This is a genomic window from Candidatus Methylacidiphilum fumarolicum (assembly GCF_949774925.1).
GTDB lineage: Bacteria > Verrucomicrobiota > Verrucomicrobiia > Methylacidiphilales > Methylacidiphilaceae > Methylacidiphilum > Methylacidiphilum fumarolicum.
Window position 1 is genome coordinate 2,087,704 of sequence record NZ_OX458932.1, and the last position, 15,763, is coordinate 2,103,466.

Here is a 15,763-nt window from a genome sequence, read left to right on the forward strand (position 1 = left end):
ATATGTTCGATCCGAATGAACTCCCTAATCTAAAAGCTGCAATCCGTGCCGCAACCGTTCGGGATAGAAGGTTGCTAGACGACCTACGTTCGGAGATTCGCGCCCTTGCAGCTGAAGTCAGAGCGATCAAACCCAGGTCCACAACTTCGGTATCCCTGGTGGCGAGCGATGGCGGAAACAACAAGCTCGTTTTTGATCCATTTCATGTTCAACTTGTGAGGGTTGTGGATTCTTACGGTGAGCAACTCTGTCTCGACGCGGTGACACCAACAACTGATACCGATGTCCTGAGTCGCGCGCAGTTTAACGACGATGGATCTCCGAGAACGGCATTGGGTCGTGTAATGGAAGATTTAAATGTGACGCCGCGCACATTGAATCGTCTCAGCCACATGATTCCGGATTCAAAGAAGGTGCGAGAGTCTCCCGACGAGATATCCCCCTCATGGGTGCTTGTCTATCGCGACCTCTGCGAGTGGGCTGCGCTTTATGAACGAATCTGCTACCGGACCTTTGCCACCGATACGATGTTGGTTCGGGACGGTCTATTGCGCAGCAAGCTCTTTCGCGGAGAATTCTTCATCGAGTTCACAAAACGAATAGAAGAATCAATAGAGAGAATACGCCAAGAGACTCGCCGGAAGGTGTTTCTCGTCGGCCTCGCGAAACACAGCAAGGTCTTGGCGCGTTACAGCTTGGCAATGGCCCTTGAAGGGATATTCCCACATGGCGCGCCTCGTTATGTGAGTGTGCCGCGAACATTGGAAGCGAAAGCTTATGTATGGCCCGAGTATGCCCGTGGGGCTGAAGTGGAAGATGGTTCCGGTGAGGCCTCCAAGTTCGTTGCTGGAGACATGTACTTTGTGCGGTTCGGAGAGCGAAGTGGCGATCCCCTCTGGACGGTCGATATACTGAGCAGCCAGGCCCAAAAGGCGGATGAGGTATTTGGATATCTGCTTGCAGATGCCATCCACGGATTTCCTGTTCCTTTTTATCCACGATGTCTCCAGAAAGCACATGAATTCGCTGAAATCGTAGATTTTGATCTCGACATTCTTCAAGATGAGGTCATTGTAGCAGTACGCAGCTTACTCAGCGAAAAGGAAATCCCCGCATTGGAGGCCTTGCGTCTACAAGGCGATGTTTCGGCACGGAGGTATGAATGAAACTCTTCTCACGCGAAACGACAGTTGGCATATTCAGAGGCTTCAGTGAAGGGGGGTTAGAGTTTCACGCCGATCTCGTACTGCCTTACAAGAATGAGTTTCAGCGCGCTCCTATGCATGGTCAGTTTCTCGTTGTTCAGCTAGAAGACGAGGATGAAGCAGTCCTCGGTCGCATAACGTCAATCTCATCTCAAGGACGTCTCGTTTCCTCGGCAGGCGAGGACTATGGCATTCGAGCCGTTTCAGAAGAGCGGCCGATACCTGAAGACCTCCGTGAACAGTACCTCAAGTATCGAGTGAACATGCGAGTGCTGGGTGTGGTGAGAGTCGTCAACGGCGATCTCGTCTTTGCGGCCTCCCACCGCCGTCTGCCGCACGTCGGGAGCAAAGTGGCCTTTCTGACCGATGAGGTCCTACGGGAAGTAGCCGGTCACAACATAGTTGATGCCGCTGAGATAGGATATTTCGCACTGGGCGAATTCATCTATGCTTCCGGTGATTCACGGCTTGTCCGTGCTCCCTGGATGCAGATTAAGAGTCCGCTGGTAATTCCGAAATTCCACGTTCTTGACCTTGTGGCAAGACGAACTCTTGTTTTCGCAAGGGCGGGCTTTGGTAAGTCAAATCTCGTGAAACTTCTATTCGCCAATCTTTATCGAAACACGCCTACGGTAGAGAAACGTGGAGGCAAGCAAGTACCAGTCGGAACTGTGATTTTCGATCCCGATGGCGAATATTTCTGGCCAGATGATAAGAACCGCCCTGGGCTTTGTGACGTGCCCGAATTGCTGGATAAAGTGGTTGTCTTCACGCCGAAGGCTGGTCCCAGTTCATTTTATCAATCTTTCGTTGCCGGAGATATTCGTTTAGACATCCGTAGGTTACGACCAAGTGATGTGATTTCAATTGCTTTGCCACCGGAAAAGCAGGATCAGCAGAACGTACGAAAATTGAAGGGTATGAATGAGGCCGATTGGCATCAACTTGTCGATCTGATCCATCGGGATGGGAATGGTGCCGATGGGCAGACAGTCAGGCGACTGATAAGGCTTGAGGACAGCCAGGATGCTGAAATGGTCGCGGCACGGGCCAACATGACAACAATTGTTCGAATGCTGCACGACCCGAGCAGCCAGATGATGGATATGCTGCTTGTAGCCCTACGGGAGGGTCGAATATGCGTTATTGACGTATCTCAAATGCGGGGTATGCCAGCGCTTGTTCTATCTGGACTTATCCTGCAACGAATATTTGATCACAACCAGGAAGAGTTTACAAAGGCCAAGCCAGAAACAATTCCGGTCATCGCCGTCGTTGAAGAGGCGCAAGCTGTCCTTGGCAGCTCAGGGAGCTCTGGCGAAGGACCCTACGTATCCTGGGTCAAAGAGGGACGTAAATATGACTTGGGGGCTATCTTGATTACGCAGCAACCAGGATCAATATCAGGAGAAATCCTGAGCCAAGGGGATAACTGGTTTGCGTTCCATCTTCTGTCGGCCGGTGATCTTCGAGCGGTAAAGAGCGCAAATGCACATTTCAGCGATGATATCCTGTCATCTCTTTTGAACGAGCCAATCCCTGGTCACGGCGTGTTCTGGAGTAGTGTGGGCGGCAAGAGTTATCCAATCCCTATTCGTGTGTTGTCCTTTGAGGGGCAATACCAAGCGCGAGATCCGAAGTATGACCAACCAGCGAGTGAAACCGCTGCTGTGGGACTTCGTCAGCGATTTAGCAATGCGCTGGCATCTGCGCGTCGTTTAGTGCCTGTCGTTGATACGCCGCATACCCCACAGGCTATGGGGGCCTCGGTTCTTCACGAGGAACCGGAGGCGGATGAGGAACAAGATGCCCTGGCAATCTACGAGGCAGCGACGATTGAAGCATTCAAGAACGACAAGGGCTTTTTAATAAGCAGGCTGACACAACAAGGCTTACCGTGGAGGGGTGTCAAAGAACGGTTAAAAAAACTCCTTCCCGACGTGTTGTCGGATCGGGACACGATTGCACACCAACTGGTCCCCAAAGCGATGACCGCTTTGTTCGGAGAACAGGGAATTGGCTGGACTACAGAAAAGCGGCCTTCAAAAAGCGGATCAGAATTCACAACATGGATTGTGGTGATTCAAGAAGGAAGCCGATAATCACAGGAAAAGAGGAAAAACGATGAACGCGACTTTCCGCTTGTCCGATTATCAGATACGCATCGGGAAAGAGGACATCATAGAGCGGCACCTACATGGCATTTTGAGCGCTGATTCTGAAAACGCCGAGAACCAAGAGAAGGCTCGGAAATCTCTCGATGAGCTCCTCAAGGAAATGCGCGTCCGGTTTGGCACAATAATAAAAACCGACAACCTCTCATTCCTGCTCGGAGCCGGTGCCTCCCTATCTGCTGGAGGTGTGTCTCTTGCAAATATACCGAAGTCGCTCGAGAAGGCACTCATCGACAAAGCGAAGGGCGAGCAAAAAGGGAAAGAAGCTCCCGCCTGGATAGAGCTTTTCTATATGATTGCTTCAGTCCTGTCCCGAGAAGACTTCTCGTACGTCACCCGCTCCCAACTTTTCCAGTCGAACGAAGAGAAGAACATTCCCGCAATTGGTGTGAACCTTGAAGCCTATCTCAGCCAATTGCAAACATGGCATGCCGGAATGCTCGATGTGACCGAGATATTGAAACTGACAGGCAGCTCTGAATTGTCAATCGCTAAGAGCGATTTGAGTCGTTTGATCAAAGAGATAACTGGCTCTTTGACGATTCTCCTAAACCTGCCAAAGTCTGGCTTGGATGAGCCACTTCAGCATCATAGAAAATTCATTAAGAAGGTCCTTACTCGACCGTTAAACCTGCGACGTGCAAATCTCTTTACACTCAACTATGACACCCTGATTGAACAAGCCGGAGATGCCGAAGGAGCAGTGCTTGTCGATGGATTCGTGGGAACACTTCGGCGTGTTTTCAGGCCAGAGTCTTACGACATAGATTTTTATTTTCCCGCACAGACCACTGAAGGACGGGTTCATCGATTTGATCGGGCCCTTCATCTTTATAAGCTTCATGGCTCAATTACTTGGCATCGCTGCGAGCCGGATTGGGAAAATCCATTCGGAGTGTATGCAACATTCTATAATCAGGACTGCTGTACAGACGATGTGTTGATCTACCCCACACCCTTAAAGTACGGACAAGCGCTGGGTTTGCCGTATTCCGAACTGTTCCGTAGATTTGGAAATGCAATAGCACAACCACAATCAGCCCTGTTTGTGATCGGTTATGGCTTTGGGGATGATCACATCAATGCATTGATCCGACAGGCGCTTGCCATTCCGAGCTTTACGCTCGTCGTGATGGACCCTGATCCGAAGAACGATTTCGTTAGGAAACTGGAGAAGCTCGAAGATGAACGCGTCTGGATTGTCAAGGGCGGAGAGTTAGGGACATTCGAAGGTTTTGTTACGAAGCTTCTGCCTGACCTAAGAGAAGAGGAAATCGATGCCAAAGTAATGAAAACCTTCAAGGAGCTATCGTCGTTTTCCGGTCGAAAAGCGGAAGGTGCGGAAGAGGAAAAAGGAAAATGATGACAAGTGACCATGAAATTGGCCGAGTCGTCGCAGTCGACACCGCTCAGGTGACGGTTGAATTGAACCACGACCTGAAAGCCCTGACCCGATCCACCTATGAGGGTACGCTAGAAGTCGGGCGTATCAACTCTTACATCATAATTCCTGTCGGTACGCGACGTATTGTCGCTATGGTCACACGTGTTCTATTGACAGAGGAAAGTGAACTGAAAGCCGATAAGACAATGGTGATATTGCCTTCATCCCGAAGGTTGATGAAGGCAACGATGATCGGTACTATTGACGAGGGTAGATTCCGACAGGGCATCAATTTGTTTCCGGTCCTTGATTCGCCAGTTCTTATCACGACGCGAAAGGACCTCGATGCGATATTCGGTAAGTCTTCCCTGCAAGATGATGTTCCATCAGATGAACCGGGTTTCTGCATTCCAATTGGTCGATCCGCGATCTTCCAGGATTACGACATCAAAATCAATCCAGACGCATTCTTCGGGAAACATGCCGCTATTATCGGCAGCACTGGCTCTGGCAAGTCCTGCACGATTGCCACTATCATTCAGTCGATTATCAAACAGGCATCGGTAAAGCAAACGCGATTCATAATCCTCGATACCAATGGTGAGTACCGCACATCATTCCAAAAGCAAAATGAGGACAAGGCATGGGCTGACGCGGACGCAGCATTCAAGGCGCTCTATATACCTACCGATTCTACGGAAAAAGAGAAGCTCGTTATCCCCTACTGGTTCATGGATTCTGAGGACTTCGTCCGTTTGTTCAGGGCATCTCCTGGCGTTCAGCGGCCAGTCTTGCTTAACGCTTTGTCGTCTGCTCGTGACTCTGAGGAAGGTACCGAGAACTGGCTCCATGTTCGCCAGGACATAATTATGGAGTGCAGACGGATACTTAGGCTCTGTTATGGTACTGAAACCAAAAATGCGCAGTCAATCAGGCAGTTATGTGATGGGCTTATTATCCACATCGAAGAGCCTGCCATCGTTGATCATCTGCGCCTGTTATCTCAACATTACCCAGATATTACGGCCGATAGTATAAAAACATGTTTCGAGCAAATACGAGATATTGCACGGGGAGGAATCCGAACCAAAGGGCAGCAATATGAAGCCTATGCAGTCATCGATGTGAATAAACGATGGCGTATTGAGAATGCCATCAACCCGTTGTTGGGTAAGTTATTACAACCTCCAGAAAATAGCACTGTACTTAGCACGGCGTCGGCAGATTGCCCGAGGTTTTTTAGTAAAAGCGCATTTCGCTACCGAAATCTTGAGCATGCCATGACTCGTGACGAAGTAAGCTCTTTGCAGGCTCGGGATAATTGCTCCACGATGATAATGCGCATTTATCGGCTACTGGAGGACTCGCGATTCGAGTTTTTGTTCGGACCCATATGCTCGGAATGGCCATCGGTCATGCACTCTCTTGCTACTTTCATGCGGGACATTCTGGGTGCTGAGTGCTCGAGTAAAACAGAACTCACTGGTACAGAAGTGTGCCCGGAAGGGTTACTACCTTTCTATGACAGGCAACGACGTGGTTCGACTCGGTCTAATGTTGTTATCATTGATCTTAGCCTCCTCGCCTCCGAAGTTCTTGAAAATGTGACCGCACTTATTGGACGCCTTATTCATGAGTTCTTGCAACGACTGAGCGATCCGGTGAGTGGGGTAGGCCGCGGGGAATACCCGGTCGTTCTTGTTCTTGATGAGGCCCAAAACTATATCCGCGAGGGCAGAAAAACGGAGGAAGACTCCATTTCGAAACTTGTTTTCGAGCGCATCGCCCGAGAAGGTAGAAAGTATGGGTTGGGATTGGTTGTAGCTTCCCAACGCCCAAGTGAATTATCCAAAACGGTTCTCTCGCAGTGCAATAGCTTCATCGTTCATCGTCTGCAGAATCCTGAAGATCTGCGCTATTTCCGGGAAATTGTGCCCGGCATATACGGCCAGCTTCTCGATCAACTTCCAGCTCTTGCCCCACGAAGCGCCTTGGTATTGGGAGAGTGTGTTCAGGCTCCCGCGTTGGTGGAAATGCGAGAAGCCAGTCCTGTTCCAAAAAGCAAGAACCCAAAATTCTATCGTAGCTGGACCCAAGAGGAGAAGCACCCTGATTTTGAATCCATATGTGAAAGGTGGGAGGGTAAGCAACCCGGTTGCCCAGCTCCTGCTAATCAGCCTCATGGTGGTGCGCCTGAGCATGGAGGTGAGACGGAATGACCAAAAGCTTTCATCCCACGTTCACCATCACCAACCGGATCACCTAGGGCTGATCCGCATGCCGGCGGACCAGGGAAGGTGCGATCCTCAGGAAGCCAGAAAATCGTGCATCTTCTCGTCAGGCCCTAACCAAATCTTTTCAGACCCATAGGGAGATTACCCGGAAATGGATATTCCACGGATCTTCAACATCACCGAAAGCGCTCACCGTATCCACAACCCGATCACATCCGAGAAGCTCGCCATTCTCGATGCGGCGCTGCGCCTGGAATCTAAGGCCCGGGTGCTCGACCTCGGCAGCGGTTCGGGAGAAATGCTGTGCGCTTGGGCGCGTGACCACAACGTCATCGGCACCGGCATCGACATGAGCCGGTTGTTCAACAAGCAAGCGAAGGGCCGTGCTGAATAACTCGGTGTCTCCGATCGAGTCGAGTTTATCCATGGCGATGCTACCGGCCACGTTGCCGACCAAAAGGTCGATGTGGCGGCCTGCGTCGGCGCCACGTAGATCGAAAGAAGAGCGGTCGGCATAATCGAGTTTCTGGCGCGGAGCCTGCGCACCGGAGGGATCATCCTCATCGGTAAACCCTACTGATGGCAGATACCGCCGATGAAAGATGTTGCCAAGGGTTGTCTTGCCCACGCGATCTCCGATTTTCTCATGCTTCCGGAACTGCTTGCGTATTTCGGCCGCTTCGGCTACGTCGTTGTCGAAATGGTTCTGGCTGACCATGATGGCTGGGACAGATACGAGGCGGCCAAATGGCTCATCATGCGCCGATGGCTTGAAGCCAATCCTGACGACGAATTGGCAAAAGAGGTTCTAGCCCAACTGACCTAGGAACCCGTGCGCTACGCAACTTACACACGTGAGTACCTGGGATGGGGCGTGTTCGCTCTGATGACGCGGTGATGAGTTGTGGCATCCAGCGAAGATGGGGAAATATATCCTGATGCTGCTTCCACCTCACAGGGAACGGCCTGGACTTTGATAACCAGTAGATATTGAAGAATTTCAGTTAAAGGCAGAAGAAAAAGAACGGTTATGAAAAGGGTTGCATCGCCAATGGAAACAAGGTGGTCCAAAGCGTAATACGCCCAAAGACATTGTCGTGAAACCGAAATCGGAGTATGAGCTGCTTTTTCGTTACGCCTGTCTCTACTGGAGTATTCCGGTTTCCTCAGGATATGGTAGAAGGATTCGGTTTCTCGTGTTCGGCAAGAACAATAGTAAGCTGATTGGCTTATTTAGCTTAGGAGACCCAGTTTACTCAATACAAGCGCAAGACCGTTGGATTGATTGGACGATGAAAACAACGTATACTACCTGAATCATATTACGGTGGCTTATTTATGGAAGTTTATGTACTTGGACCATCCATTATCTTCATTTCTGATGGGCAGAGAGCTGACAAGAATGTTTTATAGGCAACAAGGAATTATGAAATGTTTTACACTAAATACAAATACAAAGTCAGTGGATCATTGATTAGTGAGGCATGCGAAAATCTTCTCTTCAATTTCAGCATATTCGCAAGTAAGTCGCCAGACTTGGCTTGACTATTGTAGCGTCGAATACATGCTCCACGAGCAATGCGGTGATGAAGAGGGAATAAGAAGATGCTTAAATTGCTAAAACAAAGGAAGTTGGATGCAATTAAATATGCCCGTTAAAGGGAAAAAATTTATAAACTATAGGTCATGGGTGCATCGCTTCAAAATATATAGTGGCCGAAACTGCTACCAACCTGATCGATTGACATGAATACCGGTCAGAAAGATCCCTTTCTCTCCTAAAAATCCTTTCTACTGCGGCTCTCCAAATGAACAAACGCTACGCTAGATCGATTGAATATCTAGAGATAAAGGATTTTGAGATATTTTATTCTTACTGTTGAGTCTTTTTTCTGGAGCAAAGAGTGATTGACTTCTTATAAACCCCTTGAGATACCACCCTTTTTCTTCCTCGTTATAATATAACCACAAACAACTAGCCGGTTCCATTTGAAAAAAAGGTGAAACCTTACTTTTTACTAGAAGCCTGACAGCGAGTTTTGAAAGGGTAGGTTCATGCCCAACAATAATGGAATCTTCTTCAATTTTTTTTATTTCTTTGAGCAGATCAGAAATTGAATCTCCAGGTAAAAGGCCTTTTAAAAGCTGTAACTTGATTTGCCTTGAGAGAGCTTTTGCAACAATTTCAGCTGTCTGTCTGCTTCTATCCTTTGGTGAATGGAAAATTTTTTTAGGACTAATGCCAGCGAATTTCAAAAACTTACCAACCTGCAAGGCTACTTCCCTGCCTCTAGCAGCTAGGGGACGGTCTGGATCCAGTTCTTTTGGAATCGCTTCTGCATTTTGTATAAGCACTAGTTCCATACCACATTAACTAGCATAAATGATAATTTTTTTATTGACCTTTTGAAAGTTTTTTCTTTTGGGAGCTTTTTTCTAATATTTCTTTTCTTTGCTGGGGAGAACCGCTCTATCCATTAACACATATTAAGGAGTAGCATACCATTTCTGCCTTAGAGAAAAGACTATCTATACTTTTATACTTTCCCTCTAACCGGTTCTTTGTTTTATTTTCCTTTCTATGGATAGTCAGCCTACACCAGAAATTCCCTGGAAGCCTCGACATAATCCTTGGATAATCGCTCTTTCGGTGATGCTTGCTACATTTATGGAAGTCCTGGACACCACTATCCTCAATGTTGCTCTTCCTTATATAGCAGGTGGACTTTCTGCCAGCAATTCTCAAGCCACTTGGGTTCTTACGAGCTATCTTGTTTCCAATGCTGTTGTTTTGCCAATGACAGACTGGCTTGGCAGGACTTTCGGAAGGAAAAGACTGCTTCTGGCCTGCATTTCACTTTTCACAATCAGTTCGGTTATGTGTGGTGGGGCTCCTAACCTTGGAGCCTTAATTTTTGCTAGAGTCCTGCAAGGAGCTGGTGGGGGAGGGCTTCAGCCCATTTCTCAAGCAATATTGCTAGAGAGTTTCCCTCCGGAAAAAAGAGGCCAAGCTATGGGCCTATTCGCTCTTGGGGTAGTGGTTGCTCCTATTTTAGGCCCAGTGTTTGGAGGCTGGTTAACAGATAATCTCAATTGGAGGTGGTGTTTTTTTATTAATTTACCGGTGGGAATATTTGCAATTATAGCTTCTTATTTTACGGTAGAAGATCCTCCATACTTAAGAAGGAATTCAGAAAAAAAATTAGATATCCTCGGTTTTTCTTTTCTTTGTCTTTGGCTTGGCTGTCTTCAAGTCCTTCTTGACAAGGGGCAAGAAGACAATTGGTTTGATGCCATCTGGTTAAGATGGATGGGGGGACTATCTCTTTTTGGAATGATTTGTTTTATTTTTCGTGAGCTCAAAACGCCTAATCCGCTTGTCGATTTAAGAATTTTTAAAGACAAAAATTTTACTGTGGCCGTCTTTGAAGTATTCATCGTTGGGGTAGTCCTCTATGCCACGCTGTCGGGTTTACCTCTTTTTTTGCAAACCCTCATTTCCTATACTGCTTATCAGAGTGGCTTAGCAATTAGTCCTAGAGGCATAGGTGCTGTAGCAGGAGCTATGATAGCTGGCAGATTGCTTGGGCTAATAAGCGGCAGGCTTATTGTGGCTCTTGGATTTATATTCCTGGCTATATCTTCTTTTCAAATCGGTTTTTTTAATCTTGAAATAGCCAAGCTAAATATCATCATTCCAAACATCATCAATGGGATTGGTGCTCCTTTCGTATTTATCCCGCTGACGACAGCAGCTGTTATTACGCTCAAGCAAGAACAGATTGGAGCGGCTACTGGCCTATTCAACCTTTTTCGAAATATTGGAGGCAGCATAGGTACCTCTATGGTTCAAACCTTTATCCAAAGACTTGCTCAAGCCCATCAAATTATCCTGGTTGGGTATTACACACCAGACAATCTCAATTATTTATCAAGGTTTTCAGGGATCGAAAGCTATCTAGCCATGCACAATGGTTCCGTTCAAGGTGCTTCCCAAGCCCTAAAAGTTTTGTATTCTACTCTAACCAATCAGGCAAACCTTCTTGCCTACATGGAGATTTTTCAGGTAATGGGCTGGATCTGTGTCTTTTCCATTCCTTTGGCTTTTCTTCTGGCCAAAGATTCAAAAAAAACTGGGCCTATAGCTATGCATTAACAAATTGAACTCCAAAAACTCTATCGATATTTTCTTGATTGGTTTTATTTTTCTGCTTTGCTAAGGAATAGGATGGCTAACACATTCATACGCAAAGTACTCGCAAGACAAGTCCTTGACTCAAGGGGAAATCCTACAGTAGAAGCTGAAATTCATTTAGAAAGTGGAATCAAGGCTAGAGCGATTGTTCCCTCTGGAGCAAGTACAGGGAGTAACGAGGCCCTGGAATTAAGAGATGGTAACAAGGAACGGTATGGGGGCAAAGAAGTTTCTAAAGCCATTAGGAATATAACAAAAACAATAGCTCCGGAGCTAATAGGAAAAGATGCAGCTAACCAAGCGGAAATTGATCGGATATTGATTGATCTGGATGGCTCGAAAAACAAATCTGTCTTAGGAGCCAATGCCATTTTAGCAGTTTCTCTTTGTGTGGCACGGGCAGCAGCCATGGCCGAAGGCATTCCACTGTATAGGCATCTTGGAGGCTCACAAGCCATCACTCTTCCCATTCCTTTTGCCAATGTTATCAATGGTGGCGTTCATTCGGATGCGCCTCTTGATTTTCAAGAATTTATGATCGTGCCTAAAGGCGCTCCCTCATTCAAAGAAGGACTCAGGTATGGAGTAGAAATTTTTCATACCTTAAAAACTCTCCTCCAAGACAAAAAATTGGGAACAGGCATAGGAGATGAAGGAGGATTTGCCCCAGTTATTTCATCTGCTGATCAAGCTTTCGATTTACTTATCGAAGCAACAGAAAGGGCTGGATATATTCCAGGAAAAGATGTTTTTTATGCCATGGATGCTGCGGCAACCGAACTTTTTGAAGAAAGCTCCAAAATTTACGTATTCAAAAAGTCTCAACATATAAAGTTGCCAGCTTCGCATCTTATTGAACTGTACCGAGAGCTTGCTAAAAAGTATCCTCTTGTGTCAATCGAAGATGGGATGGCTGAAAGCGATTGGGATGGCTGGAAACAGCTTACCCAACAGCTTGGAACTTCCCTTCAGCTGGTCGGAGACGATCTGTTTGTTACCAACAAGGAATTTCTTGAGCAAGGAATTAAAGAAAAAGTGGCCAATGCTATTCTTATCAAAGTAAATCAGGTGGGAACCCTGACAGAAACTTTTCATACAGTAGAAACGGCTAAAAGGCATGGATACAAAGTCATGGTCAGTCATCGATCCGGAGAAAGTGAAGATCCTTTCATCGCCGATCTTTCAGTTGCCTTAAATGCCGGGCAAATTAAAACAGGATCTTTTTGTCGGTCAGATCGGTTATGTAAATACAACCAACTGCTTCGAATTGAAGAAGAGTTAGGAGAAAGTGCTATTTATGGAATTTAGCTTATTGGAGAGGCTATAAAGTGATTAAATTCAAATCTCTGAATTTTTGGATCTATTTTATCCAATCGACGAAGCTCCTTATTTTTTTGGGCTTGTTTGCGCTCCTCTTAAGTATCTTTATACCGATTATTCGCAAAATTGACCAGTTAGAAAAGAAAAAAGAGCTTCTTGCCAAAGAATACGCGGAGGCTGAATTAAAAAATAAAGAATTAAGTTGCAAGCTACATCTTCTGAAGCATGATCCAAGTTTTATTGAACGGATCGCTCGTGACCGTTTGAACATGGGAAAACCAGGTGAAATTATATTCCGATTTTATCCTTATGGCTATGTTCCGTTGAATAAAAAAAGTGTTAACAAACGGGAAAATAAAGAACCAGTAGAAAAGAAACCCTAAACTAGTTCATAAAATATAAAGCAATACTGTCAGCGACAAGCAAACCACGCCGCGTCAGCACAAACCGTTCTCCTACTATCCTTCCTAGCCCTTCAAAGACAAGCCACTGAATGACTTCCCTTTCTTTTTGGCCAAAATAGCTTAAAGCCACTCCTTGATTGGTTCGAAGGCCCAAAAAGATTTTTTCCTTGTTCTTAGATTCTCCATCCAATGACTCCATCTCGGCTATGGCAAGCTGCCCTTCCTTTACCGCTTTGACATAAAGGGAGTGATCAGCAACATTTTTCCATCTTTTGGTTCCTACTGTTGAACAGGCGCTAGGACCAATACCTAAATAATCTTTGCCTTGCCAGTAAGCTTGATTGTGAAGGGATTTATATCCAGGGAGAGCAAAGTTGGAAATCTCATAATGGATAAAACCATGCTTGGTTAATAAATCAGAAGCTTCATACATCATTTCAATCTCTTTTTGTTCATCACGACGAAATTTCCCTTCTTGTAAGGCTTTGAAAAATGGCGTGTTTTCCTCGTAGGTTAAACAATAAAGGGAAATATGCTTGGGAGCTAAATCCAGAGCCATTTGTAAAGATTGTTTTAAAGATTGTAGATCCTGCCCTGGAATGCCAAAGATAAAATCCAAATTGATATTTTCAATCCCCGCTTTTCTAAGAAGATAAACCGAGTCGACCACATCCTTAGGCTTATGTCTTCTACCAAGAATCAACAGGTCTTGTTCGTTCATTGATTGGGCTCCTACGCTCACTCGGTTAACACCAACTTCTTTCCATTCGGCTGCTTTTTGCTCTGTAATCGTCCTTGGATTGGCTTCAATCGTTAGCTCTTGAAGGTTTTCCTTACGAAGAATAGAGAGAAGCTGTTTGATTTCTTCTGATTTGGCTAAAGAGGGGGTGCCCCCTCCTATATATACCGTTTTTGGATCCAAAGAATAATAGTCTTTTAAAATTTCTACCTCCCTAATTAGAGCTTCTGTCAAAAGTGCTATGTCTTTTCTTTTCCCTATTGTTACGTAAAATCCACAATAAGGACAAATAATGGCACAGAAAGGGAAATGGAAATAAAGATGTTCAATGCGCATAAAAATGCTACAATAATCAGGCTTTGGTTCGATAAGATAAAATACACTATCTTCAGAGAACGTGGATTAAAAGTGCAAAACTCCTCTTAATCTCATGATGGCAAACAGCAAGATCGAAGAGTCGATCGACTGGTCAGTTATTATTGTTACTTTTCAGAGTCAAAAAGTTATAAAAAATTGTCTTGAGGCTTTATTCTGCCAAAGAGGCGTGCGTATTGAAATCTTTGTCGTTGACAATAATTCAACAGACGGCACAAAAGCAATCCTTGAAGCGTTGTCCACTAAGATTTTTTTTATCGAGAATCCCAGTAATGAGGGTTTTGCTAAAGCCGCCAACAAACCTCTCTCCCAAGCGAAAGGCCGATTTGTTTTATTTCTTAATCCTGATGTTGTGATTAAAAATCCTTATTTCTTAGGAAAACTAGCTGCTTTATTCGATGAATCAAAAACGGTTGGAGCCATTGGCCCCTCGTTATATTATCCTGATGGGAAGATTCAGTCGACTACCAGTTTGCAATATCCCAATCAAAAATGGACACTTGGATCTATCCCAAAATATCCTGGGAATATTGCTGCATTGCTTGGAGCCTGCCTAGCCATCCGTAAGGAGATACTCGATCAAATTGGCGGTTTTGACGAAGACTATTTCCTTTATGGAGAGGATCAAGATATTTGTTTGCGCATCCGTAAGCTTGGGTTTAGTCTTGCCTACAGCCCCCAAATTCAAGCGTATCATGTTGGAGGGCATAGCAGCGAGAACCTTTCTTACAAACTTCTATGGGACAGAAAACTACAAGCCGAATATATTTTCTACAAAAAGCACTATCCTCAAAAAGCCATCAATCTAATCGCCTTTTCTCAGCTGATTAAAAGCAATTGGCAACTCTTTCTCCTCTTCTTTTTTGGAAGCTCTCTCTTGCCAAAAAGCCGACTTCATGAAAAAATCTGCAAATACAAGGCAATTCGTTCTCAGGCTTTTGCCCATCTTTTCCATCGATTCAACCAACAAAGACAACCATGATGACTCAGGACTTTAAGAAAGATTTTTTCGTTCTGCTTTCCCTTTTCGATGCCAAAAAAGCTTTTGCTTTTAGTCGGTATAATGATGGAGAAGCTCTCATTTTATCTAATCAGAAAGTTGGTTGCAAAGGAGAATGGGAATATAATCCCACAAAGAATCTATCTTTCAGAGCTGATTTAAGAAAATCTCTCCAAGCAACCGATCCTAGATTCTTTTATGGAGTACCATCTTGGGACACAAGTCCAGAGATGCATAAAACCGTTTTGCGTTATATCCAAGTTCCTCTTTCTCAAATCACTTTTGCCGCACTTTTTGCTAATGCAAATCATGATCTTTTTCTCAAAGAATTCCATCCACGAATCAAAAATTGGCCTTATGAAATCTTTTTTATAGGAAACTCCAAATTGAACCCCCAATTAATCCAGAATGTCACAGGAGCAAAAGAAATTCTGCCAATCTATGGCAACTGCATCCGCTTTTGGGACAAAAACAAAAACAAAATTTTAGCTCAACTAGATTGGATGGCAACAAGATCAGACCATTCCCTATTTCTTATTGCAGCAGGCCCTTTAGGCAAGATATTGATCCATGCTCTTTGGGAAATTTCTCCAAATAATACCTATTTAGATATCGGTTCAGCTCTTGACCCACTCCTTTTTGGGAAAAATACCAGAGCCTATCATAAAGATGCCCAAAACCGATCGCTAGTTCTCCAATGGGCTCCCAGAGGAGAATCTAACTAAATGGAAAA

12 protein-coding genes and 1 pseudogene are annotated in these 15,763 nt (G+C 45.4%); 11 read left to right on the forward strand and 2 right to left on the reverse strand.

Annotation, left to right across the window (positions count from 1 at the left end):
• The first annotated feature begins 2 nt into the window (after positions 1–2).
• The 6 genes and pseudogenes from QOL44_RS09515 (at position 3) to QOL44_RS11375 (ending at position 8,313) form a co-directional block, all read left to right on the forward strand.
• Entirely contained in the window at positions 3–1,166 is a 1,164-nt protein-coding gene (locus QOL44_RS09515; RefSeq protein WP_009059511.1) for a hypothetical protein, read from the forward strand.
• Positions 1,163–3,307, forward strand: a complete 2,145-nt coding sequence (locus QOL44_RS09520) for an ATP-binding protein (RefSeq protein ID WP_009059512.1) — start codon at positions 1,163–1,165, stop codon at positions 3,305–3,307. Before QOL44_RS09515 ends, QOL44_RS09520 begins: the two co-directional genes overlap by 4 nt.
• Positions 3,308–3,329: 22 nt before the next feature.
• Entirely contained in the window at positions 3,330–4,742 is a 1,413-nt protein-coding gene (locus tag QOL44_RS09525) for an SIR2 family protein (protein ID WP_009059514.1), read from the forward strand.
• Positions 4,739–6,982, forward strand: a complete 2,244-nt coding sequence (locus QOL44_RS09530; RefSeq protein ID WP_009059516.1) for an ATP-binding protein — start codon at positions 4,739–4,741, stop codon at positions 6,980–6,982. The genes QOL44_RS09525 and QOL44_RS09530 overlap by 4 nt, the downstream gene beginning before the upstream one ends.
• A gap of 166 nt (positions 6,983–7,148) precedes the next feature.
• A pseudogene (locus QOL44_RS11370) lies at positions 7,149–7,895 on the forward strand (SAM-dependent methyltransferase).
• Positions 7,896–8,037: 142 nt separating this feature from the next.
• Positions 8,038–8,313: a Druantia anti-phage system protein DruA gene (locus QOL44_RS11375; protein ID WP_045086487.1), complete on the forward strand. Its 276-nt coding sequence runs from the start codon at positions 8,038–8,040 to the stop codon at positions 8,311–8,313.
• Positions 8,314–8,821: 508 nt separating this feature from the next.
• Here the strand turns inward: QOL44_RS11375 and QOL44_RS09545 are convergent.
• Positions 8,822–9,361: a SixA phosphatase family protein gene (locus QOL44_RS09545; RefSeq protein WP_009059523.1), complete on the reverse strand. Its 540-nt coding sequence runs from the start codon at positions 9,359–9,361 to the stop codon at positions 8,822–8,824.
• A 217-nt stretch (positions 9,362–9,578) separates the two neighbouring features.
• Here QOL44_RS09545 and QOL44_RS09550 point away from each other — a divergent pair, with 217 nt between their 5' ends.
• The 3 genes from QOL44_RS09550 to QOL44_RS09560 all read left to right on the forward strand — a co-directional run bounded on the left by QOL44_RS09550 (position 9,579) and on the right by QOL44_RS09560 (position 12,895).
• Entirely contained in the window at positions 9,579–11,153 is a 1,575-nt protein-coding gene (locus QOL44_RS09550; RefSeq protein ID WP_009059525.1) for a DHA2 family efflux MFS transporter permease subunit, read from the forward strand.
• Between the two features lie 72 nt (positions 11,154–11,225).
• On the forward strand, positions 11,226–12,500 hold the full coding sequence (gene eno, locus QOL44_RS09555) for a phosphopyruvate hydratase (RefSeq protein ID WP_009059526.1): 1,275 nt from the start codon (positions 11,226–11,228) through the stop codon (positions 12,498–12,500).
• A 20-nt stretch (positions 12,501–12,520) separates the two neighbouring features.
• Complete coding sequence (locus tag QOL44_RS09560) at positions 12,521–12,895, forward strand: FtsB family cell division protein (protein WP_009059527.1); 375 nt, start codon at positions 12,521–12,523, stop codon at positions 12,893–12,895.
• A 1-nt stretch (position 12,896) separates the two neighbouring features.
• On the opposite strand, the gene hemW is transcribed toward QOL44_RS09560, so the two are convergent.
• Positions 12,897–13,991, reverse strand: coding sequence for a radical SAM family heme chaperone HemW (hemW, locus tag QOL44_RS09565; protein ID WP_009059528.1), 1,095 nt, complete (start codon positions 13,989–13,991; stop codon positions 12,897–12,899).
• Positions 13,992–14,085: 94 nt separating this feature from the next.
• On the opposite strand from hemW, the gene QOL44_RS09570 reads away from it, so the two are divergent.
• Positions 14,086–15,012, forward strand: coding sequence for a glycosyltransferase family 2 protein (locus tag QOL44_RS09570; protein ID WP_009059529.1), 927 nt, complete (start codon positions 14,086–14,088; stop codon positions 15,010–15,012).
• On the forward strand, positions 15,009–15,755 hold the full coding sequence (locus QOL44_RS09575) for a hypothetical protein (RefSeq protein WP_009059530.1): 747 nt from the start codon (positions 15,009–15,011) through the stop codon (positions 15,753–15,755). The genes QOL44_RS09570 and QOL44_RS09575 overlap by 4 nt, the downstream gene beginning before the upstream one ends.
• Positions 15,756–15,763 lie beyond the last annotated feature (8 nt).